Source organism: Saccharophagus degradans 2-40, from assembly GCF_000013665.1.
GTDB lineage: Bacteria > Pseudomonadota > Gammaproteobacteria > Pseudomonadales > Cellvibrionaceae > Saccharophagus > Saccharophagus degradans.
The window spans coordinates 2,505,635-2,528,870 of record NC_007912.1; the positions used below are offsets into that span (position 1 = coordinate 2,505,635).

Consider the following 23,236-nt stretch of genomic DNA (forward strand, 5'->3'; position numbering starts at 1 on the left):
TGCACATTTTTTCCATCCACATGTTTGCCAAGCACATATTTGCCATTCAAAAGCTTCGACCAATAGGTTTAAAAATGACGACATTAAACGAAGGCATTAAAACACGCACAGAAAAGGACAGTCTTGGTGAGGTTCAGGTGCCGGAATACGCGTTGTACGGCGCCCAAACCCAAAGAGCATTAAATAACTTTAAGATAAGCGGCCTTGTATTTCCGCGAAGTTTTATTAAAGCGCTTGGGTTAATAAAGGCCAGCTGTGCACAGGCAAATAAAAAGTTAGGCTCTTTAGAGCCCGCAATGGCAAACGCGATTTGCGATGCGGCAATCGACGTTGCAAACGGTACCTTTGACGACCAATTCCCTCTTGACATATTTCAAACAGGCTCTGGTACTAGTACCAATATGAATGCAAATGAGGTGATCGCCAAGCTTGCTAGTGATAAGTTGGGCAACTCCGTGCACCCCAACGATCACGTGAATATGAGCCAGAGCTCAAATGATGTTATCCCTTCGTGCATACACTTAAGTGCAGCACTGCAAATTGAAACAACGTTATTGCCAGCGCTGAATAATTTAGTTGATGTAATCAGTATTAAAACTCAAGCCCTGTCTAGCGTGGTTAAAACGGGTAGAACCCATTTAATGGATGCTATGCCTTTAACCTTTGGGCAAGAATTAAGTGGTTGGGCACACCAAATTAGAAACAATGTTCAGCGGCTTGAAAGCGCTTTGCCGCGCCTTAAAATGTTGTGCTTAGGCGGTACCGCGGTTGGCACCGGTGTTAATGCTGCTCCACTATTCGGCCAAAGTTGCGTAACTGCGCTCTCTGAATTAAGCGGTATGGAGCTTACAATTACCCCCAATAAATTTGAGGGCATTAGCTCGCAAGATACAGCGTTAGAAATTAGCAGCCACTTAAAGACGCTGGCAGCAAGCTTAATGAAAATTAGCAACGATTTACGGTGGATGAATAGTGGCCCACTCGCAGGACTTGCTGAAATACACCTACCCCAGCTACAACCGGGCAGCAGTATTATGCCGGGCAAAGTTAACCCAGTTATCCCCGAAGCGGTTTGTATGGCGGCTGCTCAAGTTATAGGGAACGATGCAACCATCACTGTGGCCGCTCAAAGCGGTAATTTCCAGTTGAATACCATGTTGCCGGTTATTGCATTTAATTTACTGCAAAGCATCCAGCTGCTCGCCAATAGCTGTAACGCACTAGCAACCAAGGCAATAGCTGGGCTTGAGGTAAATATGGACAATATAAATCAGGTATTGGCTAAAAACCCCATTTTGGCTACTTCGCTTAATAATGAGATTGGTTACGAAAAAAGCGCAGAAATTGCAAAGCAGGCATATAGTCAGAAGCGCCCTATATTGGATGTAGCTCTAGAGATGTCTGGTGTTGATAAGAAAACACTTCGCCGCTTGCTCGACCCTAAAAACCTTGTATAGGTAACGTTATTCCCACCTCCAATGGATATAATGCATAAGCGATTGAACTTGAAAGCATCGCAACGCTAAAATGCCTAACGCCATCGCTGTTGTTGGCCATAGAACAATAAGAAGTTACTGAATTATGTCCATTCTGCAACCACCCAAAACATACCTGTGGGTTTGGTTTACTTGGTTAGTTATTTTCTACGTCACCTGGGCCTGCTTAGTGCTTTTGGGCGACCGCGTATCGGATGTAATTACCCATTGGCCTATGGCGTTGGCTATGGCGTTGGGGTCCTACGCAGCAGGCTCTACCCCCATGGGCGGGGGTACGGTCGGCTTTCCTGTGCTTGTTCTGCTATTTGATATGCCGGCCAGCCTTGGGCGAGACTTCAGTTTTGCCGTGCAATCTATAGGCATGACAAGCGCCAGCATCTTTATTTTGGCCAGACGCCAGCCATTGGCGGTATCGGTATTGCAGGGGGCCATATGCGGCGCCATTGTGGGCACGCCCCTTGGCATATTCTTTATCGCACCGCTTATACCGGAATTGTGGATTAAAGTATGCTTCTCAATCATTTGGGCAGGCTTCGGGTTGCTCCACCTCTATCGTATAAATGAAATAGCAAGTAATACTGGCATTATCGATTTCAGCGAAAAATGGGATTTCCGCCTTGGTCTATTGCTTGGCTTTTTAGCTAGTCTTACGGTTGTTTCTGTTACTGGGGTTGGTATAGATATGATTATCTACGCTGCCCTTGTGCTTCTGTGTCGTGCAGACTTAAAAATAGCCATTCCTACGTCTGTCGTGATCATGGCATTCAATTCTGTGTATGGCGTGCTTATTAAATCAGCAACAACTGGTTTTCAGGCTGGCACCTACGAAAACTGGTTGTCTGCCGCGCCAGTGGTGGCACTAGGTGCACCCCTTGGTGTACTGATAGTTGGGCTAGTAGGCAGAAAGCCTACGTTGCTTTTTGTTGCGGTACTTTGCGTAGGCCAGTACATATGGACATGCGTTAACGAACGGCATTTATTGGGGGTTAGCGGTATCCTTATAACTCTTTTGTTTGTTGGTGGGTTGCTTTATGTTTTTGAGCGATTAAGAGTGCTGGGTAACATATTATCTATCAATAAAGCGGCCGATATCGAAGCCAATGCACACCATATAACAAGTTTAGGTATCCCAGATGTAGAGCCTCACTTGCACAGCGGCGAAGAAACGCACAAAAGCCTTAAAAACTAGACGAAAACACCAGAAACATTGCTAGGCGCACAACGTTTTGTATTAGCTGTGTTATAGTTAAAAGCATCTATTTCTAGTTATTATTGTGGTGCACACCAACATTTCGTTATGAAAATTCGTTATTCAGGGATCTAACCATTCTAAAAATGGTCGATAGAACATATCCAAACAAAAGTTAAGTTTATGATAAAGAATATTGCCGTAAGCCTCGTTTTTATTTTCTCTGTCACCTGCGCTGTAGCTAAACCACCAGAAGCGCCTAAGCTGATTCCTACAAAAGTACAATCGCAAACCATTGTTGACGTAATAGCTCAGTTAAATGCGAGACATTATCGCAACCAAGCAATTGACGATTCCTTGTCTACGCGATTCCTAGAAAGCTATATCGACAGCCTCGACCCTGCCCATATGTTTTTCTACACAAAAGATGTAGAAAACTTCAAAAAGCACAACCTTAAATACGATGATTATTTCCGTAAGGGCAAGCTAGAAGAAGGTTTTGAGGTGTATAGAACCTACCGCGCCCGTGTTGTTTCGCGCTTAGAGTCTGCTATAGAGATGCTGGCCGACGAAAATGTTAAGTTTGACTTTAACGCTAAAGACGAAATTATATTAGATCGCTCTGAATTGCCTTGGCCAACCACCCAAGCCGAAGCCGACGAGCTTTGGTACAAGCGCACAAAATTAAGCCTGCTTAACTTAAAACTAGCAGGTAAAACCTTAGAAGAAGCCAAAGAAACGGTTACAAAGCGCTATAAAAACCAGCTCAATCGCATATTGCAGCAAGATAGCGCCGATGTATTTGAAATAATGGTGAATTCATTAACGCTGCTATTTGACCCGCATACAAATTATTGGTCGCCGCGCACTTCCGAGAACTTCAACATTAATATGTCGCTTTCTTTAGAGGGCATCGGTGCGGTATTACAATCTGAAGATGAATTCACCAAGGTAGTAAGCCTAGTGCCTGGCGGCCCTGCTTCGAAGCAAGGCCAATTAAAGCCAGCCGATAGAATTGTTGGTGTTGGCCAAGGCGACGAAGGTGAAGTTGTCGATGTTACAGGTTGGCGATTAGATGAAGTTGTAGACCGTATTCGCGGCCCTAAGAACACAGTTGTGCGCCTAGAAGTGTTGCCCGCTAAAGAAAGCAATGGCGAAACTGCGGTAATTCGTATTAAACGCGATGAGGTTAAACTAGAAGACCAAGCCGCTAAAAAAGGCGTATTGGAGCTAAGTGATGAAGAGCGCCTATACAAAATTGGTGTCATTAACCTGCCTGCTTTTTATATTAACTTCGATAAAGCAAATAGTCGCGACCCAGACTATCGCAGTAGTACCCGCGATGTATCTCGCCTACTAGACGAGCTACAAGCAGAAGGCGTAGACGGTATTATTTTAGATTTACGCAACAATGGCGGCGGTTCACTGCGCGAAGCAACCATGCTTACCGATTTGTTTATCGACCACGGTACCGTTGTGCAGATTCGTACTCCAGATGGCTACATAGCTCGCCATAACCACGCCCGTTTACGTGCTAAATATCGCGGCCCGCTAATCGTGCTTGTAAATCGATTAAGTGCATCGGCTTCAGAAATTTTTGCCGGCGCAATTCAGGATTACGACAGAGGGCTAATTGTAGGCACTCAAACTTTTGGTAAGGGTACGGTGCAATCTGTGGCCCCTACTGTTGAAGGCAAAATTAAATTAACTGAATCAAAATTCTACCGCGTTTCTGGCGATAGCACCCAGCATCGAGGCATCATTCCAGATATCGAGCTACCTATGCTAGTGGATATGAAGGAAGTGGGCGAATCCGCTTACGACAATGCCCTGCCGTGGGACACTATCCACCCAGTACCACATGCAAAATACTTTGATCTTGATGCGAGCATTCCCTACCTAACCGAAGCCCATAAAAAGCGTATTGCTCATGACCCAGACTTTAACTACCTGCTCGATCAAATAGCTGTAATGGAAGAGAACAAGCGTAAAAAAGCAGTATCTCTTAACGAAAAACAGCGAATTGCAGAGAAAGAAAACCTAGAAAAACAAGCGATGGTTATCGAGAACAAGCGTCGCACCGGCAAAGGTCAAGACCCGTACAAAACGTTAGCTGAGTACCGAGCCGCGCAAGAAGAAGAAAACCCGGAGGACGCTCCTGTAGTATCCTCTCGTGAAACAGTCATCGATTTAGATGGCGATACCCTATTGAACGAATCTGGCAACATATTAATTGACTACATTCGTTTTCAAACTACAAACGCTCAAAAACAGGCTTCAAACTTTAGCAAATGAAATGTATTTCGTTTAACACCAACAGCATAAGAATACGCCTCCACCAGTTGGAGGCGGTTATCGCCAAACACCAGCCAGACTTTATAGGCATTCAAGAAACCAAAGTAAGCGACCCTGACTTTCCCGTTGAAGCCATTCAAGCTATGGGCTATCACGTAGAGTTTCACGGCCAAAAAACCCATTACGGCGTTGCGCTTATGTCGAAACACCCTTTTAATAAAGTACAAAAGGGCTATGTAACAGACACAGAAGAATCTCAAAAACGGTTTATTCTTGGGGAATTCACCTTGCCTAGCGGCAAGCAAATAACGGTTATTAATGGTTATTTCCCACAGGGCGAAAACAGAGACCACCCTATTAAGTTTCCCAACAAGCTTAAATACTATGCAGACCTACAGGCGCATATAGAAGCTAGCTACAAACCAAGTGATCTACTGGTTGTTATGGGCGATATGAATATTTCGCATACCGATTTAGATATTGGTATAGGCGAAAGCAATAGAAAGCGCTGGCTTAAAGACGGTAAATGTAGCTTTTTACCCGAAGAGCGAGAGTGGCTAGATAAACTGCTAGGCTGGGGCTTGGTGGATACCTATCGCCAAACCAACCCTAACCTCGAAGAAGAGCAATACAGCTGGTTTGATTACCGCAGTAAAGGCTTTGAAAGAGAACCCAAGCGTGGCCTGCGAATAGATTTAATTCTGGCCTCTACAGCGCTAGCGCAACACAGTGTTGCCTCAGGGATTGATTACGACATACGGGGCATGGAAAAAGCTTCTGATCACTGCCCTATTTGGACTGAATTCTCTATTTAATCTAAGCTAGCATACCCACATACACCGCAAACCGTGCCGTTTAGATGGCACGTTTGCGATGTATTGCTATTAGTGCAGCGCAGCCCAATAACGAATTAACTGCTCAGCGTTTTTGTGGGTTTGGCCAATTTGAATAAAATCGTCAATACCCAGTTCGTAGGCTACAGCGTTAATATCCTCTTGCGAATAAGCGATGCCAACAATTGGCACAAAAACTTCGTATTTTTCTTTTGTTTCATGCTCTCTAATTTCATCAATTACTCGAATGTAATTAGGTACATGTTTAGTATCAATTAAAATTAAACTCACATCTGTTGCGTTTTTTCTAAAATAATCCAGCAACGCCTGCTCGTTATTGGCTTGCACAACTGCGTCATCAAAAACCTCTAATATTGTTTGTAGGCCGGCATCCACGGTTTCTGAATTAGAATAATTTAGTATTCTTAGCTCACCTTCTTTTTGCTGCAGTTTATCTTCTAGCCCGTAAGCCATGTGATAAGCGCACTCCAGCTCAAACAAGCCTGCTGGCCTATCCACAAAGTGGACCTGATCTGACGCAATGTAACCTTCTTTAATTAGCTTGTTTTGCTTTGCAGGTGACGCAACTATTAATTGGTGGGTATGACGCAACTGCTCGTGCTCTACAAGCTTATTGTTGAACGCCATCGCGTCTTCATCGTCTGCATAGAACAACACACTGCCAGTAGCAGCATCGGTTTTATAACTGTTTAAAAGTATTTGTTCTGCACGCTTATACTGGGTTTCTGTTGTAACAACAAACCCCAAAGATTCAAGCTCTCTTCGTTTTATATCAACAATTCTGGCGTTGCTATGAATAAGCAACACTTTGTGGCCCGCGAATGAGTTTCTATGAAAATCAAGCTGGCCAGAAGCCTCGGCTAAATCCATTTTGGCATTAAAACGATACTGCACACCCTCGCGTGGAATTTCAGTAATTTCGATATTGCCTTCCATTATTTCTGCAATGCCCTTACACACTGCGAAATCTAGTCCCGCCTTGGGTACTAGGGTTTGTTCTTTATCGCTAAAAAATAAACGTTTTTGGGTATCGCACACACGGGAAATAGTAATGTACAGCTCCCCTGCGTTTTCATACTCTCTTAAAAATTCAGCCTCGATAATTACCGCGCCGGCATTTAAATCGCGAATAGCCATGTGAAGAATAGTTTTGACTACCTGAGCCAAACGGGAAGCATCGCCCCGTAAGCGCATTGGCAGGTTAGGAGAAAGCGCAGATTCAATATCTATGCCTTTTAGTTCCCCTTGGGCAACAACATCCGCAATGGTGTGCTGCAGTTCGTGGCGAATATTAAACACCCTGTTAGATAAGGTGAGCTCTTTACTCAGCACGCTATTGAAGTCACTAATATTGTTGAACAAACGCCGGAGAGCTAAATACGGGGTATCCGTGGAAGTGCTATCGGTGTCGGCATTTTGTGGGGCCTCGCTGAGGCTCTTAAGCTGGTCTTTATTTTGGCTTATTAGCTCCCATAAATCAGAGCGTAAATAGCCAAGAAATTCCCTGTTCAACTTTGCGCTTGCACGGGTATCTCTTTTTTCTTCTTCAATCGATAAGGTTTTTCGCGAAAGAGCGTAAGAAGCTTCTAGCTTTTCCCAATAGTTCTCAGACATTAATCTGCACTGATGTATGAGCACCAAAAAGAACACCAACAATAATGTTCCGTACAAATAGCCATCGGAAATGCCTAGCGTAAAAGCGGCAACGGCTGCAGGCATTAAGCCGAAAAATTGATAGTAAGCGAGGAACTTTTGATATGGGGCGAAAGCGTGGGCAGTGGTTGAAAAGAATACGACCGTGTAAAGCCAAAATAGAGGCGCTTCATACTCCATTTTTAAGGTGATGGTTACGCTACACATAATAACCCCCCACCAAATTGCACCAATTAAAGTGGCCACAAAATAGCTATTACGCCATCTCGCCGGGGCGCGGGGGTAAAGGTGCTCGAAGCGAAACAGGAAAAACCCACGCACGAAGGTAATAAGCAGCAAACCTGTAGTGAGTACTACAGTTAAATCTCTATTTTGCTCTATGAAATGGCCACCAATTAGGCAAACTAGAAATGCTAGAAAGTTAAATACTAACCCTCTGCGGCTATACTTCGCCATGCGTGCATCAGTTTCGCGCATAATTCGGCGATCTTTTTGCACTTTGCTTACGGGTTCAAAAAAACTGAACATGGGGTATTCCCTATTGATAGCCTTACCGTTGTATACAGTTTGGCCATCTTGATCTTGCTATGCAAATAAAGCAGCCTTTAAATCTTCTCTATTAGGCGTGCTCCCTAGGCGTGGCATTCTACATCTGCACTCTACTTTACGAAAGAGCGGGGTTTGGCGAAAAAGGTAATGTATAAGCACCGTGTTCTAAAAGCAAAAAAAAGCGCCGCATTAGCCTTTAATGCGGCGCTTTTTGCCAATCATGTTAAACGCTGGCCTTTAAGCTAGCTTTTCGTTCAACTCGGGAATCACATCAAAAAGATCGGCTACCAAGCCGTAATCGGCCACCTGGAAAATAGGCGCGTCTTCGTCTTTGTTAATAGCTACAATCACTTTAGAGTCTTTCATTCCTGCTAAATGTTGAATAGCACCGGATATACCCACTGCTATATACAAATCTGGGGCCACAATTTTACCTGTTTGGCCAACTTGCATATCGTTGGGTACAAAGCCTGCGTCTACTGCTGCCCGTGAAGCACCTACGGCTGCATCTAGCTTATCGGCTAGGGTATACAGCATTTCGAAGTTTTCCCCGTTTTGCATACCTCTACCACCGGATATAACAACGCGCGCTGCGGTGAGTTCTGGTCGGTCAGATTTGGCGAGCTCTTCTTTTTCAAAGCTCGAAAGGCCGGCTTCACTAACTTCAGCAATGGCTTCTATTGATGCGCTTCCGCCTTCACTTGCTACAGGATCGAATGCTGTTGCCCTTACGGTTAATACTTTTGTTGCATCGATACTTTTAACGGTGGCAATAACATTACCTGCATAGATTGGACGCTTGAAAGTATCTTCACTTTCTACGGCAATCACGTCTGATAGCTGTTGAACATCTAGTAAAGCGGCAACGCGTGGCAACAAGTTTTTGCCTGTTGTGGTTGCGGGCGCAAGTATATGACTATAACCATTGGCTTTAGCAAGGCTTACTACAACCTGCGCGACGTTTTCTGCTAATTGGTATTGATAAGCAGCGTTATCTGCATGCAGTACTTTACTTACACCGTCAACTTTAGCGGCAGCATCGGCTACTTCCGCAGCGCTAGCGCCTGCAACCAAAACGCTTATATCGTCACCAACTTTACTGGCTGCAGCAATTACATTCAAAGTAGAAGGATGCAGTGTTTTATTATCGTGTTCTGCTATTACTAATACAGCCATGTTATATCACCTTCGCTTCGTTCTTTAGTTTATCGATTAACGCATCTACATCGGCGACTTTAACGCCACCACTGCGCTCTGGCGGTGGTGTTACACCTAATAATTGTGTGCGAGGCTTGGTATCTACGCCCAAGTCGGCCAGAGCTATGGTTTCTAGCGGCTTTTTCTTTGCTTTCATAATGTCTGGTAGCTTGGCGTAACGAGGTTCGTTTAAGCGTAGGTCGGTTGTAACAACTGCTGGCAAAGCAAGCTGTACTGTTTGCAAGCCGCCATCTATTTCGCGTGTCACGCTCAGTTTTCCATCTGCAAGCACCACCTCTGAAGCAAAGGTGCCCTGCCCCCAGTTACATAACGCGGCTAGCATTTGTCCTGTTTGGTTGTTATCGCCATCGATAGATTGTTTGCCGAGGATTACCATCTCGGGTGATTCTTTTTCGACCACATTCTTTAAACATTTCGCAATAGCTAGCGGCTCAAGCGACTCGTCTGTTTCGATGAGAATACCTCGGTCGGCGCCAATGGCCATTGCAGCGCGTATTTGCTCTTGCGCTTTAGCTGGGCCAATACTTACCACAATTACTTCCGTTGCCTTGCCGGCTTCTTTGAGTCTTACGGCTTCTTCTACAGCAATTTCGCAAAATGGATTCATGGACATTTTTACATTTGCGAGGTCTACGTTAGAACCATCACCATTGGGTCTCACCTTTACGTTGTAATCCACAACACGTTTTATTGGCACGAGAATCTTCATGTTTGGGGTGTGCTCCTTTAATTGATTTTTTATTGCTGTTTTAACGCCTTTACGCTAACGAAGTATAGCCTTTATCTAGCAAATACTGGTGACGATAACGCCAAGTTGCAACCTTTTAAGTGTAAATTATTTGCAGTACTGCATATGTTAAACAAAACCCAGCTTATGTGTTGCACGTATTTGTTAATTTTGGCGTGTCGATTTGCCATTGGTATTCGCTGGGATACACACATATACTTTGGGTACATAGTAGTTTGTGTATGACTAGCCGTAGCTTATTGTCTTTAGGAGGCACAGGTGGAAAGAGAATTTATGGAGTACGACGTTGTAGTTGTTGGTGCCGGCCCCGCAGGCCTAAGCGCAGCGTGCCGTTTAAAACAACTCCAGCCAGACGTTTCTGTGTGTGTCGTCGAAAAAGGGTCTGAGGTTGGTGCACACATTCTCTCTGGTGCTGTACTTGAACCCACTGCCCTTACCGAACTCTTCCCCGATTGGAAAGAGCGCCAAGCGCCGTTACACACCGCTGTAAGCGAAGACAATATTTACCTCATGCAATCCGGCGAGTCGGCCATGAGTATTCCCAATCTCTTCGCGCCCTATACCATGCACAATGAAGGCAACTATATAATTAGCCTTGGTAATCTTTGCCGCTGGTTAGCCGAGCAGGCAGAAGCACTAGAGGTAGAGGTTTTCCCTGGCTTTACCGCTGCCGAAGTATTGTTCGACGATAATAACTGTGTTGCTGGCATTATTACTGGCGACATGGGAGTGGGTGTAAACGGCGAAGAAAAAGACAGCTACACACCCGGTATGGAGTTACGTGCAAAATACACCTTGTTTGCTGAAGGCTGCCGAGGGCACTTGGGCAAGCAACTAATCGAACACTACAAACTAGACGAAGGTAAAGACCCGCAGCACTACGGTATTGGTATTAAAGAGCTGTGGAAAATTCCGGCGGATAAACACAAGCAAGGGCTTGTAGTACATAGCGCGGGCTGGCCACTTTCTGAGAGCGGCTCGGCAGGCGGTGGTTTTTTATACCATTTCGAAGATAACCAAGTAGCTGTTGGCTTAATTACCGACCTCTCCTACTCTAACCCATATGTTAGCCCATTTGATGAATTTCAACGCTACAAACACCACCCTAAAATTGCTCAATACTTAGAAGGCGGCGAACGCATTGCCTATGGCGCTAGAGCAATTACTAAGGGTGGTTTGCAGTCTCAGCCTAAAATGCATTTTGCTGGTGGCCTACTCATTGGTGATGACGCCGGCACTTTAAACTTTGCCAAAATTAAAGGTTCGCACACAGCAATGAAGAGCGGCATGGTAGCGGCTGAGGTTGTAAATAAGGCATTGCAAGCGGGTAGCTCGCAAACAGATTTGGTTGAGTTTGAACAGGCCTACAAAGAAAGTTGGGCATATAAAGAATTGCACGCACAACGCAATTTTGGCCCTGCGCAACACAAGTGGGGCAATTTGTTAGGCTCGGCCTATGCCTTTATTGATATGAATATATTTCGCGGCGCCCTACCATGGACCCTGCGTGACCCCAAGCCCGATTACGCGCAAATGGTGCCGGCGAAAGATGCTAAACCCATCAACTACCCTAAACCAGATAACAAATTGAGCTTTGATAAGCTTTCGTCAGTCTTCTTATCGAATACCAACCATGAGGAAGATCAACCAGTACATTTAAAGCTGATTGACCCAAGCTTGCCAATCGATAAAAACCTACCACTTTATAACGAGCCAGCTCAGCGCTATTGCCCTGCAGGTGTTTACGAGGTTGTGGAAGATGCCGCTGGTAAACGCTTCCAAATAAATGCCCAGAATTGCGTACATTGTAAAACTTGCGACATTAAAGACCCGCTGCAAAATATTACCTGGGTAACCCCTGAAGGCGGTGGCGGGCCGAATTACCCTAATATGTAAGCTGTATTTAGAGGCTTCCACCTGCAATTGCTGCTACATACACGCGAGCAGCTTTTGCAGCTAACTCTTGAGTATTTTCATCGCTTGCAGCGAAATAACGCCCACGCGCTTGCACTTGCGCTAAATCCACCAATTTACCTGAATTAACATCGTAAGCCGCAATACGAATGGATGATGCATCCACGCCTAGCGTGCGCGAAGTGGCAACCGAACCTTGATTAATTTCTATTTGGGTATTGAGGTTGTCTTCGGAGGAGATTGCGGCGGGCACCAATAAAAGCTGCGCGCCCAAGCCTCTCCCTACGGCTAAAGCATCGTTCACAGAGTTGGATTGGGTAACAGATACCGAGCCAAATTGGCCAATAAGGCTTTGCTGTAAGGCCGCAAACATCGCAGTGTTAAGCCTTGGGGCTAGGGTTTGATTAGCGACTAACCATTGGGTTTCGGTTGCCGCCATGGCTTTGGCGTTCATCGCTTCTAATTGGCTTTGCTCAGGTGCGGTTTTCATTAACAGTAGATGGGTGTCGGCAGTTATCACCCAAGGCTCTTTGCGTGTGAGTTGATAGCTTTGATTCAATTTAAGCGTTTGCATCGCACCGCGATATACGTTGCTAGCATAGTGCGAGGTACAGCCACTAACAAATAACACAATGAACGCAGCACATAACAAGTAGTTCGAAGTTAATTTATTTTTTTGCATTTACATAGCGCTCGGTAAGGATGTAAAGCAGTAAACGCCATAAGTTTCCAGCGGCACTGCTACACTTTTAACTAAAGCAAAATTTAGTGTGGTTGGATAATTTATCGGCAGCCTAAACAAAATCTTAAGGTGCCCTCTAAGCTTAGGACGTAATAAGTAGTAGGATCAAATATGACAGCATCAATTTCTCAATTGTTAGACTTAGAGCTTTTAGATAACAACCTATTTAGAAGTCGCCACCACAGGGAAAATTTCAGAAAAACGCTGTTTGGTGGTCAGGTGCTTAGCCAAGCATTAATAGCCGCATACAATACGGTTGAAAACCGTTTGCCGCACTCTTTGCACGCATATTTTTTGCGGCCTGGCACCAGCGAGTCGCCGGTTATTTACGATGTGGAAACCGTGCGAGACGGCCGAAGCTTAACCAGCCGCAGAGTGGTAGCAAGGCAAAATGGCCGCCCTATTTTTAATATGTCTACTTCGTTTCACAGCGAAGAGCCCGGTTTTTTTCATCAACCTGCTATGCCCTCCTCTATACCTATGCCCGAGGAGCTACTTAAAACCTGCTCACCAAGCTCTGCAGAGGATCACCTACCGCCACATGATTGCGTACCCAACCAAGCTGCTAGCCCCTTCGAGCTGCTGCCAATAGACGGTAATCCATTTACCTCGCAAGAGTCTCTTGCCCCTACCACTTACTTTTGGATGCGCTCAACAGAACCTCTGCCAGAAGCGCCTATTTATCACTATTGTGCACTAGCGTTCGCATCAGATCTCGGCTTGCTGGCGACTGCTCTCTTGCCCCATAAAGCAACCATTTTCGATAAGGGCCTATTTGCCGCTAGCGTTGACCATGCAGTTTGGTTTCATTCAGTAAACTTTAAAGCCGACGATTGGCTTTTGTGTGAATCACACAGCCCTTGGGCTGGTTCTTCTAGAGGCTTTGCTAGAGCGAGTGTATTTACAAGAAACGGCACTCTTGTAGCGTCTACGGCACAGGAAGGCATTATTCGAAAAGTGTAAGCTAACGACCAAAAGCGGATTAAATGAGCGCTGCTATACTTTAAGTTACCCATCAACTTAAAAGGTAAGACTATGCAGCAAACATCTATAGCGGAAGCGATATTAGCGCTAGATGAACTATTACAAGCGCTCAACGATGCTTACTGGGAGGTTAACAACATTAACCAAAAAGATGCGTTATTCGACATTGTAACAACGCTTCATGAAGAAACGAATGAGTTAGCGAAGCTCAGCATAGAAGACCACAGTATGCCCTACGAGCCTATTACCGCTAAATTCAGGTCATCATGCAAAAAACTGAGTGTTGTACAAAAAAATATAGAAAGCTGGTTTATACGCACTACTACGTCCGAACGAGTAAGCGTTGCCCTACCAAAGGCCGCCGCACTTATTTCTGACGAGTGTTTAATTGTATAAAAGGCCCGCTGGCCAACCTTATTCGAAATTGCTAATTAAACCATGCTTACTATTATGAAAAGGTTTAAAAAATTAAGGGGGTTAACTGGAAGTTCGAGGGATATGAGTAATACTTAAATTACCGGCAGCAATGAATTCCCCCATTTAGTGTTGCTGGTAGAGCTTTAAGCTCTATGAGGATTTACTCCTTTAATGTTTCACTCCTAATGGTCCTGGCCCGACGCTCTCCCCCCCGAAACGTCGGGCTTTTTTTCGTCCAATGCTTTTACACTACCGCCAATTCTCTTTGTTATCTGATTGTTATCTAACTGTTATCTAACTGTTATCTAACTGTTATCTAACTGAATGGTACCAAGCCGCAGGGTTAATGATTTCTCCCTCTTCATCTAATGGTGGATAGGGAATATTTTTTTCGTGGCAAAATTTAGCGACTTTGGGGTGAGCCCAGCGGAAAAACAGCGCATCGTACCGGTCTTTATTAAGCCTCGGACCGCTGTATAGGCCCTTTTCTTGGCGCTGCCTTTGTGCTTCGAGCAGAATGCCTGCACAGGCAACAGAAACGTTGTAAGACTCAATCATGCCAACCATGGGCAAATGGATAGTATGCGTAACCAATTCGCGTGCAGGTTCGCTTACCCCCCAAATTTCCGCACCCATTAACAATGCAGTGGGTTTTGTATAGTCGATTTCTCTAAAATCTTTTGCATTTCTATCTACATGCGCAGCTACAATTTGATACCCCTGCTGAGTAAGGGCTGTAATGGGCTCGAGCGCAGTTGAGTAATGATGAATGTCCACCCACTTATGCGCGCTTGCGGCCGTGCCATTATAGGAAGTGAAGCCTTCGCGAGGTACAACACTGTGCACCTCTGGGATGCCTACAGCATCGCAGGTGCGGATTATTGCTGATAAATTTCGCCCTTTTTGTACTTCTTCGGTAATTACAGTGAGATCGGGCTGTCTTTGGTCTAACACGCTTCGGATGCGAGAGAGTCTTTCGGGTGTCATAATCTGATTAATTCTTTTGCTTAATAAGAATTTAAAACTATACAAATAATTAATCTAATAGTTAAGCTTCATTAGATTGCTTTTTTGTTTCAAAGGTGGGTGAAGAGCAAATTAATTCTTTCCACATTTCCTGTGGATAACTTAGTGGATAGCCGCTGGGGAAGTCTCTATAGGGCCTATTTACGCTGGCACTGTGTTAGATTGCTCGTTTTTTAACCATATATATTATTTCTTTTAATATCAATAACTTAGGTGATAATGGTCGCGTAAACACTCACCTAAGTTTAACTTTTGTGCAAAACTCTCAAAAAAAAAGCACTTTTATTGGCATTGTGCATAACAGGTTAGCCGCTCCTAACCTCATAGGCCTCACAGTAACAATTTCGTCAAAAAGCAAGCGCTTAAAACTATCGCCACCAATAAAAAGACGGAACCGTCGAGAAATGTGTTTAGTGCCATAATGCAAACATAAACCCCAGCCTTGGGCCGCAAGTAAAGAGGGAAAAATGATACAGACGCTTCAGGATTGGTTGACCAATTTAGCCAACAAACAAGATGTACATGCAGACGAGCTACTGGTAACTGCAAACCAACGCCTATCTCGTCATATTTTACGGTTGCGCCAACTGCAGCTAGGTGTACCTGTACTTCCCAATCAAAATATTGCTTCTTATGAACAGTGGCGCTCAAATCTTTGGTCGCACTGTGAAGACAGAGGCTGGGTAGAAAGTACAGTAATTAACAAGCAGCAGGAGCAGTTTATATGGCAGCAGCTGCTTTCACAGAGCAATCAGACTGAAACATTACTAGCAGATAACAAGTCACTCGCAAAAGCGCTTACCGATGCACGTATTATTGTCGATACTTGGGGCATTCCACACGACCAAATAGAGAATGCCAATCACCGAGAGTCGAGCTTCTTTCTAGAAGTTCGTACCAGCTTAAGTAGTTTGTACCAAGATAAAGGCTGGATAACGCCCGAGCAGCAATCGAATAAACTTATCGATCTATTCAATACCGGTACACTAAAAAAATACAGCGATATAGGATTATATGGGTTCACAGAACTAAACCCTCTACAGCAAGCACTAGTAACAAGTGCTACTAATAATGTACAACAACTACCTATTGAAAAGTGTGATCAAGCTTCGGCAGGGCTAATAGAATGTGTTGATTGGGAAACAGAAATAGAAACTATCGCCCGCTGGGCGCACCAAACCCTTAGGCAAAACCCTTCTACACAAATAGGTATTGTGATTCCCAATCTTCAAAAGCACCGCTCGCAAATAGAGTGCGCATTTATTCGCCAGTTTGATAACGATTATCTACTCAACCCTACCTCATCTGGCGCAGATAAGCCTTACGAGCTATCTATTGGTAGCCCTCTAGCCGAAGAGCCTTGTATAGCCGATGCACTTCTGCTTACCCAGCTACTTCATAAAAAACTAACTAAAGAAGAAGCGTTAGATCTCATCCGCTCTGAGTTTTGGGGGCAAAACACTGAGGCACGGCTACTTGCCCTGCAAGGCTTAAATGATTGGCCGATGACAAGCGTCGACACTATTCGCCTTACAGAGTTACTTAGTAAAGCTGAAAAAAGAATTGAAACAGCCAATGACTTAAATAAAGAGCAATTTAAAGATGGCTTTATAGAAGCCACTGATGAGATGACCACCTCAAACAGAATCCTTGAGGCAATACAGCTGTACAGGCTGGCGGCACATAAATTAGATTTTCAACATTGGAACGGCTTTTTAAAACGTTTTTTAAAAACTCTAAACTGGCCTGGCAACAGAACCCTGAACAGCAGAGAGTATCAGGCTGTAGAGCAATTTAAACTTATACTCGATGAGTTGCTGGTAGATCAGCGATGCTTCATTGGGTCCAATTTGGTTACCTTTCCCGCGTATGTCGCGCACTTGCGGCAACGCCTAAGTGAAAAAGTATTCCAACAGCAAACACCGCGTAAACCCATTCAAATATCGGGTACGCTAGAAGCCATTGGTTTAAGCTTCGACAAGTGCTGGGTTGCAAACACAACAAGAAGTCAGTTTCCTGAGTCGCCACAGCCTAATGCCTTTTTACCCCTTGCATTGCAAAAGGCTTTTGCAACACCGCGCAGTTCGCCGCAAAAAGAATTGGATTACGCGGAACAGTTACTGACAATATTCAGCGAATGTGCCAATGAGGTAACGTTTAGCTACAGCAAGACAGCCGAAGACGAACACCAGCAGGTGTCGCCCCTGTTGCCACCAATGGCAAGTAAAAAATTAGATGAAGAGCAGCTAGCCAAAAACCTTTATTTCGATAAGTACAATACAGCGAGTGCATACCGAAACTTCTCTGTTTTTAGTGACTTATGCGGCTTACCATTAAAGCATTCAGAAGCCTCAATAAAAATACGGCGAGGCGTTAACGCCTTAAGTACCTACGCAGTAAACCCTTTATATGCCTATTTAGTACATCGTTTAGGGGCCAAACAGCCCAACCCTGTTTATGTGGGAATCTCTCCTCCGCAGCGGGGTAATATTTTGCACAACGTACTAGAAACTTTTTGGGAGGCCACCAAAAATAGTGCCGCACTAAAAACGAAACTAGAAAATCAAGCGGCGTTCTTAGCTGAACTCGAAGCACTGATAAGCGACAATGTAAATGCAGAGCTACACAAACACCTGCAATATTTACCGCCTCAATTGTTAGAGCTTGAAAAGGAACGCTGTCTATCTGTGCTTGTACAATGGTTGACGCTTGAAAGTTATCGCGCTCCTTTTATTGTTGCCGCCACCGAAAATGCTTACGCCATTGAACTAAAGCCAATTAGCTTTAATGTGCGGGTAGACCGAGTCGATAGCCCTACTTCTGCTTCTGGCGAGCCCACCGGCAACAGCATTCTCATTGATTACAAAACAGGCTCTACCCCCTTAAGCCTTTTACAGCGCGCGCCGCTAGTAGAGCCTCAGTTGCCCGTATATACACAACTTAAAGAGCTTAGCGCTAGCGCTGTTGCACTGGGGCAGTTACAACCCAACAACTGCACATTTGTGGGTATTGGTGAAGACGCTATTCAAATAGACGGCGTGGATGCACCAAGTAAATTAAATAAATATGACCTGCCAGATACCTGGGAGAAAGTGCTAGATTGGTGGCAACAAGAATTAATGAAAAGCGTAAAAGGTTTTAGCGAAGGCAATGCATTGAACATTACTACGGTAAAAACCTATGAAAGTAGATTCGAGCATTTACAGCCAATTGTGCGTAAAACAGAACAGGAAAAAATGGCAGATATAAGCAAAAAAGCGGAGGTTTCACTATGAAGCCGGTCGATCAATCCGCACGAGATTCCGCCCTAGACATTTCCCAATCTTGGGTAGTCACCGCTCCAGCAGGTTCCGGTAAAACTGGGCTGCTTACTCTTCGAGTACTTAAACTGCTTGCAGTTGTGGAGTCTCCCGAAGAAATTCTAGCCATTACCTTTACGCGCAAAGCTGCGGCAGAAATGCTAGAGCGTATTGTAGGCGCACTCATAGAGGCCGACGAACTAACGCGCAACTGTAGCCCAGCGCAAGCGCTAGAAAAAATAAATCAAATAGACGATGAGCACACCTTGCGCTTTATGCAGAGCGCCTACGCGGCATTAGCGCGCGATAAAACCCAAGGGTGGAACTTGCTGCAAAACACCCATCGTCTAAAAATAACAACTATCGACGGCTTCTGTAGAGAGCTTTCAAATCAGTTACCCATGCTAAGCGGTGCGGGGGTGAACCCTCAAATATGTGACGAGCCTAGACTGCTATACGAACAAGCGGTTATGAATCTCATAGAATCTTACAAAACGGGTGCATGTGAGCAAGCAATAAACCAAGTATTAACACATTTAGATAACGATCTAGATCGCGTTAAACGGTTGCTTGTAGATTTACTAGGTTCGCGCGAACAGTGGCTACCATTGGTTTTAGAAATAGCAAGTAGCGAGGAAGCGGCTTTCGATATTCTTAACGCGCACATAGAAGATTGGGCTACAGAGTTAACCGACCAAGTACAAGAAAGCCTGCAAATATTTGAAGGCCCTTTGCTAGAGCTAGCCCATTTTGCTGCAGGCAAATTAAAAGAGGATGGCTCGACACACCCTATTACACTGCTTGAGGATCAATTCACCTTCACTGACACCAGTTTTGAAACACTAGAGTCGTTTTGGGTACCGCTAACCAAGCTGCTGCTTACAGAGAGTGGCACTTTCCGTAAAACCGTTAATAAAAATACGGGCTTTCCAACGTCAAAAGACAAAAACGAAAAAGCAATATTACAAGAAAGGAAAACCGCTTTTTTGAACTTGCTAGGCGAAATAAAAAGCATCCCAGGGCTTGAAGCTGCCCTAGCCCAATTAAGCAGCTTTCCAGTAAAAGGCTACACCGAACAGCAATGGCAAACCTTGGATGCCCTCATTCAGCTACTGCCATTGTGCACAGCCCACTTAAAACTGGTGTTTAAAGAAAGCAGTCAAACTGACTTTACCGAAATTACACTGTCGGCATTGCGAGCATTGGGTAGTGAGAGCGACACCCCTACTGATCTATCACTAATATTGGATTACCGCTTAAACCACGTACTTATTGATGAATTTCAAGATACCTCGTCAATTCAATTAAATTTGCTTAAATTGCTCACGCAAGAGTGGCAACCCGATGAAGGACGAACACTTTTTATAGTGGGCGACGGCATGCAGTCGTGTTACGGTTTCCGCAATGCTAACGTAGGTATTTTCTTAAATATCCGCGATAACGGGCTAGAAAATGTACCCATGAGCGCCGTAAATTTGTGCGTTAACTTCCGCAGCAACCAAGCAGTGGTTAACTGGGTAAATGATGTTTTTAAGGTGGCTTTTCCGGCGCAAAACGATATCAACCGCGGGGCAGTAAGCTACCAACCATCGGTGCCTTTTGACACCAAAGAGTTGTTAAGTAGCCATGTAGAATGCCACGGGTTTGTCGGTGACAACGGCAATGAAGCCGAAGCTCAATTTGTAACGAGTATCATCGCGCAACAACTAGAAGTAAATCCAAATCAGTCCATTGCAATACTGGTGCGCAACAGGCCTCACCTCACCAAAATAATTACCGCGTTACGCAGCCAAAACATAGCTTATCAAGCGGTAGATATTGATCCGCTTTTGGCTCGCCCCTGCGTACAAGACTTACTAACGATTACACGCGTAATGCAAGATCAATCCGACTACCTTGCTTGGCTTGCCTTTTTGCGAGCGCCTTGGTGCGGTTTATCGCTTTCTGAGTTAACCGTTTTACTGGGGGATCATATCTACGCAGACACACAGCCCGCCACTCATAATGTATTCGCCACCCTACACAACGAAGACTTACTGAGCCTATTGAATACAGACACCAAAAACCGAGTACAACGGGCTCGCATGTTGTTAGCACAAAGTTTTCACCAAACACAGCGCAAACCATTAGCTGCTTTAGTGGAATCGTTATGGTTTGCATTAGGTGGAGCATTAATTGCGGATAACAGCAACGAGCTAGATGACGCTCGAACCTATTTGCAGCTACTCACCAAGCACGAAAAAGGCGGTCGTATTCGCCAGTGGGATGCGTTTTATGCGGGTTTACAGAAATTGTACGCTCGCCCTACCCCCGTAGATGCAAATGTACAGCCAGTGCAGTTAATGACTATGCACAAATCTAAAGGCTTAGAATTCGATACCGTATTTGTTTGCGGTTTAAGTAGGCCTAGTAAAGCGGATGATTCGCCGCTACTGTTTTGGCACGAGAGGCTAAATAGCTACAGCGAGCCGCAAACATTACTCAGCCCACTTTCGCCAAAAATTGAAAGCGAGGCCGACCCCGTTTATGCCTTTCTAAAAGAAGAAGGTAAGCAAAGCCGATTACTTGAAGATACCCGTTTGCTGTACGTTGCCTGCACGCGGGCAAAGGCAAGGCTGTATATAACCGCCGCCTTAACTGAAACACCCGCAGCAGAAATTAAGCCGCCAGCAAACAATACAATGCTCGCGCGTATTTGGGATGCCATTCAAGAACAAATAATTACGCATGTAGACCCGAATGTAGACATGCCAAGCAATGATAGCGTCGAAACCGGATCAAATTATGTACGTTTTTTAACGCCAGAAGCGATTTCTGGTTTGCATGGTTTGGTCGACTCTGCGCTAGTTACTGAAACAGAAAAGCAAAAAACGGTTTTCGACAACAGTGACATTAATATTTTTGAAGATAGAGAAGTAGATAATACTGCTGCGGCGATAGGCACACTCATGCACAGAATTCTTGCAGTAATTTGTGACGACGGGCTGGATGCCTGGCCGCTTGAAAAATTGGCTGGCATGCACAAACCATGGCGGGCGCAGCTTACCGCTAACGGGGTACCCGCTGCTACTGCAGAGCAAGCTCTACAGACCATTACCCAGAGTGTACTAAAAATGCTCGACGACGAAACCGCGCGCTGGCTTCTATCCAACAGCCATCCTGTATCACATTGCGAGTGGGTGGTTCACTATGGCAGTCAGCCTCGCGATGCAGTAATTGACCGCTTTTTCATAGAGGGCAACACAGCGTGGATAGTCGATTACAAAACCAGCACACCCAACAAAGGGGAAACCTTAGAGCAGTTTGTGTCGGCACAGCAGGCAGAGTATCAGCCTCAAGTGGACTTCTATCAAAAGCTTGTTAAAGAAATAGTGCCACCAGAGATAACTATAAAAAAAGCGCTGTATTTTCCATTTATACAACACTTTGCGCCATATTGAGGCTTTAGTCGTTGTGCGATTAGAGCAAACCTGCCCACGCAGCTTAGCCGCTGCTGTTAATAGCGCCTAGCTTGCGGGGCAGATACCAAGTGAAAACATCAAACAAAGTCACTAACGGCGAAAGATTTAAATAAGCTATCAAATCAATATCTATTTTTTGACCACATTGGTCTATATTCCAGTACAATGGCTTTAACGCTATGCAGCAAATGACCGGCGCACATATGGTTACAAATACTCTAACCCTGTGCGGCCCCCATTTGTTAAAATCTCTTAGCCTTCTCAATTAATAAAAAAATTTGGTATTAAAGACTATGTCACACGTAGAAGACCTGAACGTAGTGTCTCAGGAAGTGTTAATTACCCCCGCTGAGCTTAAGCAAGAATTACCTATTTCTGCTGCTGCAGCGAAAATGGTCACTGAAGGGCGCGAAACTGTGCGCAATATTCTTGACCGTAAAGATCACCGCTTAATGGTTGTTATTGGCCCATGCTCAATACACGATCCAAAAGCTGCTATCGACTATGCCAACCGCTTGAAAGCGTTGTCCGATAAGGTGCAAGACACTCTCTACATTGTTATGCGTGTGTATTTTGAGAAGCCAAGAACAACTGTAGGCTGGAAAGGCCTTATCAACGACCCTTACATGAACGACTCCTTCAAAATTCAAGATGGGTTGCATGTGGGCCGCAAGTTGTTATTAGACATAGCCGAGCTGGGCCTACCCACGGCCACCGAAGCGCTAGACCCTATTTCGCCTCAATACCTGCAAGATTTAATTTCTTGGAGCGCTATTGGCGCACGTACTACCGAGTCGCAAACACACAGAGAAATGGCGAGCGGCCTCTCCTCTGCCGTAGGCTTTAAAAACGGTACTGACGGCGGTTTAACGGTTGCTATTAACGCATTGCAGTCAGTTTCTAGCCCGCACCGTTTTTTAGGTATTAGCAAAGACGGCTCTGTTGCGGTTATGCATACCCGTGGCAACGAGTACGGCCATGTTGTATTGCGCGGTGGTAACGGCAAGCCCAACTACGATTCAGTTAGCGTAGCTATTTGCGAAAAAGAGTTAGAGAAAGCCAAGGTTCCGGTAAACATCATGATCGACTGCAGCCACGCTAACTCTAATAAAAACCACGAGCTACAGCCGCTGGTAATGGAAAATGTGAGCAATCAAATTATTGAAGGCAACAAATCGATTATAGGCGTGATGATTGAAAGTAATATTGGTGCTGGCAACCAGAGCATCCCTGATAATCTCGATGATTTGGCCTACGGTGTGTCTGTTACCGATGCCTGTATTGATTGGCAATCGACGGAAGATTTACTGCTTAGCACTGCAAGTAAATTACGAGAAGTTTTACCCAAGCGCTAATTAGCTGCATGAAACACAAGTAAGCACATTAAATAA

General features: G+C 44.9%; 15 protein-coding genes. 10 read left to right on the forward strand and 5 right to left on the reverse strand.

From position 1 onward, the window contains the following. Positions 1 to 74: 74 nt before the first annotated feature. The 4 genes from SDE_RS10465 (at position 75) to xthA (ending at position 5,795) form a co-directional block, all read left to right on the forward strand. A complete protein-coding gene (locus SDE_RS10465; RefSeq protein ID WP_011468470.1) occupies positions 75 to 1,457 on the forward strand; it encodes a class II fumarate hydratase in 1,383 nt (460 codons plus the stop codon). A gap of 124 nt (positions 1,458 to 1,581) precedes the next feature. Beyond that, positions 1,582 to 2,685: a sulfite exporter TauE/SafE family protein gene (locus tag SDE_RS10470; protein WP_011468471.1), complete on the forward strand. Its 1,104-nt coding sequence runs from the start codon at positions 1,582 to 1,584 to the stop codon at positions 2,683 to 2,685. A 183-nt stretch (positions 2,686 to 2,868) separates the two neighbouring features. After that, a complete protein-coding gene (locus SDE_RS10475; RefSeq protein WP_011468472.1) occupies positions 2,869 to 4,980 on the forward strand; it encodes a carboxy terminal-processing peptidase in 2,112 nt (703 codons plus the stop codon). Next, positions 4,977 to 5,795 (forward strand): exodeoxyribonuclease III, encoded by an 819-nt coding sequence (gene xthA / locus SDE_RS10480; protein ID WP_011468473.1) that lies wholly within the window; start codon positions 4,977 to 4,979, stop codon positions 5,793 to 5,795. The genes SDE_RS10475 and xthA overlap by 4 nt, the downstream gene beginning before the upstream one ends. A 69-nt stretch (positions 5,796 to 5,864) precedes the next feature. On the opposite strand, the gene SDE_RS10485 is transcribed toward xthA, so the two are convergent. From SDE_RS10485 to SDE_RS10495, 3 genes are all read right to left on the reverse strand, one after another. Continuing rightward, positions 5,865 to 8,015, reverse strand: coding sequence for an ATP-binding protein (locus tag SDE_RS10485; RefSeq protein ID WP_011468474.1), 2,151 nt, complete (start codon positions 8,013 to 8,015; stop codon positions 5,865 to 5,867). 258 nt (positions 8,016 to 8,273) lie between these two features. Continuing rightward, entirely contained in the window at positions 8,274 to 9,212 is a 939-nt protein-coding gene (locus tag SDE_RS10490) for an electron transfer flavoprotein subunit alpha/FixB family protein (protein WP_011468475.1), read from the reverse strand. A 1-nt stretch (position 9,213) separates the two neighbouring features. Next, the gene (locus SDE_RS10495) at positions 9,214 to 9,963 is read right to left on the reverse strand and encodes an electron transfer flavoprotein subunit beta/FixA family protein (protein WP_011468476.1); all 750 of its coding nucleotides are present in this window, start codon (positions 9,961 to 9,963) and stop codon (positions 9,214 to 9,216) included. 297 nt (positions 9,964 to 10,260) lie between these two features. On the opposite strand from SDE_RS10495, the gene SDE_RS10505 reads away from it, so the two are divergent. Continuing rightward, complete coding sequence (locus tag SDE_RS10505; RefSeq protein WP_011468477.1) at positions 10,261 to 11,898, forward strand: electron transfer flavoprotein-ubiquinone oxidoreductase; 1,638 nt, start codon at positions 10,261 to 10,263, stop codon at positions 11,896 to 11,898. Positions 11,899 to 11,905: 7 nt separating this feature from the next. Here the strand turns inward: SDE_RS10505 and SDE_RS10510 are convergent, their stop codons facing one another. Further along, positions 11,906 to 12,598: a DUF4823 domain-containing protein gene (locus SDE_RS10510; RefSeq protein WP_011468478.1), complete on the reverse strand. Its 693-nt coding sequence runs from the start codon at positions 12,596 to 12,598 to the stop codon at positions 11,906 to 11,908. A 171-nt stretch (positions 12,599 to 12,769) separates the two neighbouring features. Between SDE_RS10510 and SDE_RS10515 the strand changes: the two genes are divergently transcribed. Together SDE_RS10515 and SDE_RS10520 are read left to right on the forward strand one after the other, a co-directional pair. Beyond that, positions 12,770 to 13,621: an acyl-CoA thioesterase gene (locus SDE_RS10515; protein ID WP_011468479.1), complete on the forward strand. Its 852-nt coding sequence runs from the start codon at positions 12,770 to 12,772 to the stop codon at positions 13,619 to 13,621. Positions 13,622 to 13,693: 72 nt separating this feature from the next. Further along, positions 13,694 to 14,038: a hypothetical protein gene (locus SDE_RS10520; RefSeq protein WP_011468480.1), complete on the forward strand. Its 345-nt coding sequence runs from the start codon at positions 13,694 to 13,696 to the stop codon at positions 14,036 to 14,038. A gap of 333 nt (positions 14,039 to 14,371) precedes the next feature. Here SDE_RS10520 and trmH read toward each other — a convergent pair whose 3' ends face one another. After that, positions 14,372 to 15,046, reverse strand: coding sequence for a tRNA (guanosine(18)-2'-O)-methyltransferase TrmH (gene trmH, locus SDE_RS10525; protein WP_011468481.1), 675 nt, complete (start codon positions 15,044 to 15,046; stop codon positions 14,372 to 14,374). 506 nt (positions 15,047 to 15,552) lie between these two features. Here trmH and SDE_RS10530 point away from each other — a divergent pair. The 3 genes from SDE_RS10530 to SDE_RS10540 all read left to right on the forward strand — a co-directional run bounded on the left by SDE_RS10530 (position 15,553) and on the right by SDE_RS10540 (position 23,200). Next, positions 15,553 to 18,360: a PD-(D/E)XK nuclease family protein gene (locus SDE_RS10530; RefSeq protein ID WP_011468482.1), complete on the forward strand. Its 2,808-nt coding sequence runs from the start codon at positions 15,553 to 15,555 to the stop codon at positions 18,358 to 18,360. Further along, entirely contained in the window at positions 18,357 to 21,824 is a 3,468-nt protein-coding gene (locus SDE_RS10535; RefSeq protein WP_011468483.1) for a UvrD-helicase domain-containing protein, read from the forward strand. Before SDE_RS10530 ends, SDE_RS10535 begins: the two co-directional genes overlap by 4 nt. Positions 21,825 to 22,138: 314 nt before the next feature. Then, positions 22,139 to 23,200, forward strand: a complete 1,062-nt coding sequence (locus SDE_RS10540) for a 3-deoxy-7-phosphoheptulonate synthase (RefSeq protein WP_011468485.1) — start codon at positions 22,139 to 22,141, stop codon at positions 23,198 to 23,200. Positions 23,201 to 23,236: the final 36 nt, after the last annotated feature.

Coding starts and splice junctions, on each gene's coding strand:
- SDE_RS10465 (WP_011468470.1), top strand. CDS start 75: ATGACGACATTAAACGAAGGCATTAAAACACGCACAGAAAAGGACAGT.
- SDE_RS10470 (WP_011468471.1), top strand. CDS start 1,582: ATGTCCATTCTGCAACCACCCAAAACATACCTGTGGGTTTGGTTTACT.
- SDE_RS10475 (WP_011468472.1), top strand. CDS start 2,869: ATGATAAAGAATATTGCCGTAAGCCTCGTTTTTATTTTCTCTGTCACC.
- xthA (WP_011468473.1), top strand. CDS start 4,977: ATGAAATGTATTTCGTTTAACACCAACAGCATAAGAATACGCCTCCAC.
- SDE_RS10485 (WP_011468474.1), bottom strand. CDS start 8,015: ATGTTCAGTTTTTTTGAACCCGTAAGCAAAGTGCAAAAAGATCGCCGA.
- SDE_RS10490 (WP_011468475.1), bottom strand. CDS start 9,212: ATGGCTGTATTAGTAATAGCAGAACACGATAATAAAACACTGCATCCT.
- SDE_RS10495 (WP_011468476.1), bottom strand. CDS start 9,963: ATGAAGATTCTCGTGCCAATAAAACGTGTTGTGGATTACAACGTAAAG.
- SDE_RS10510 (WP_011468478.1), bottom strand. CDS start 12,598: ATGCAAAAAAATAAATTAACTTCGAACTACTTGTTATGTGCTGCGTTC.
- SDE_RS10515 (WP_011468479.1), top strand. CDS start 12,770: ATGACAGCATCAATTTCTCAATTGTTAGACTTAGAGCTTTTAGATAAC.
- SDE_RS10520 (WP_011468480.1), top strand. CDS start 13,694: ATGCAGCAAACATCTATAGCGGAAGCGATATTAGCGCTAGATGAACTA.
- trmH (WP_011468481.1), bottom strand. CDS start 15,046: ATGACACCCGAAAGACTCTCTCGCATCCGAAGCGTGTTAGACCAAAGA.
- SDE_RS10530 (WP_011468482.1), top strand. CDS start 15,553: ATGATACAGACGCTTCAGGATTGGTTGACCAATTTAGCCAACAAACAA.
- SDE_RS10535 (WP_011468483.1), top strand. CDS start 18,357: ATGAAGCCGGTCGATCAATCCGCACGAGATTCCGCCCTAGACATTTCC.
- SDE_RS10540 (WP_011468485.1), top strand. CDS start 22,139: ATGTCACACGTAGAAGACCTGAACGTAGTGTCTCAGGAAGTGTTAATT.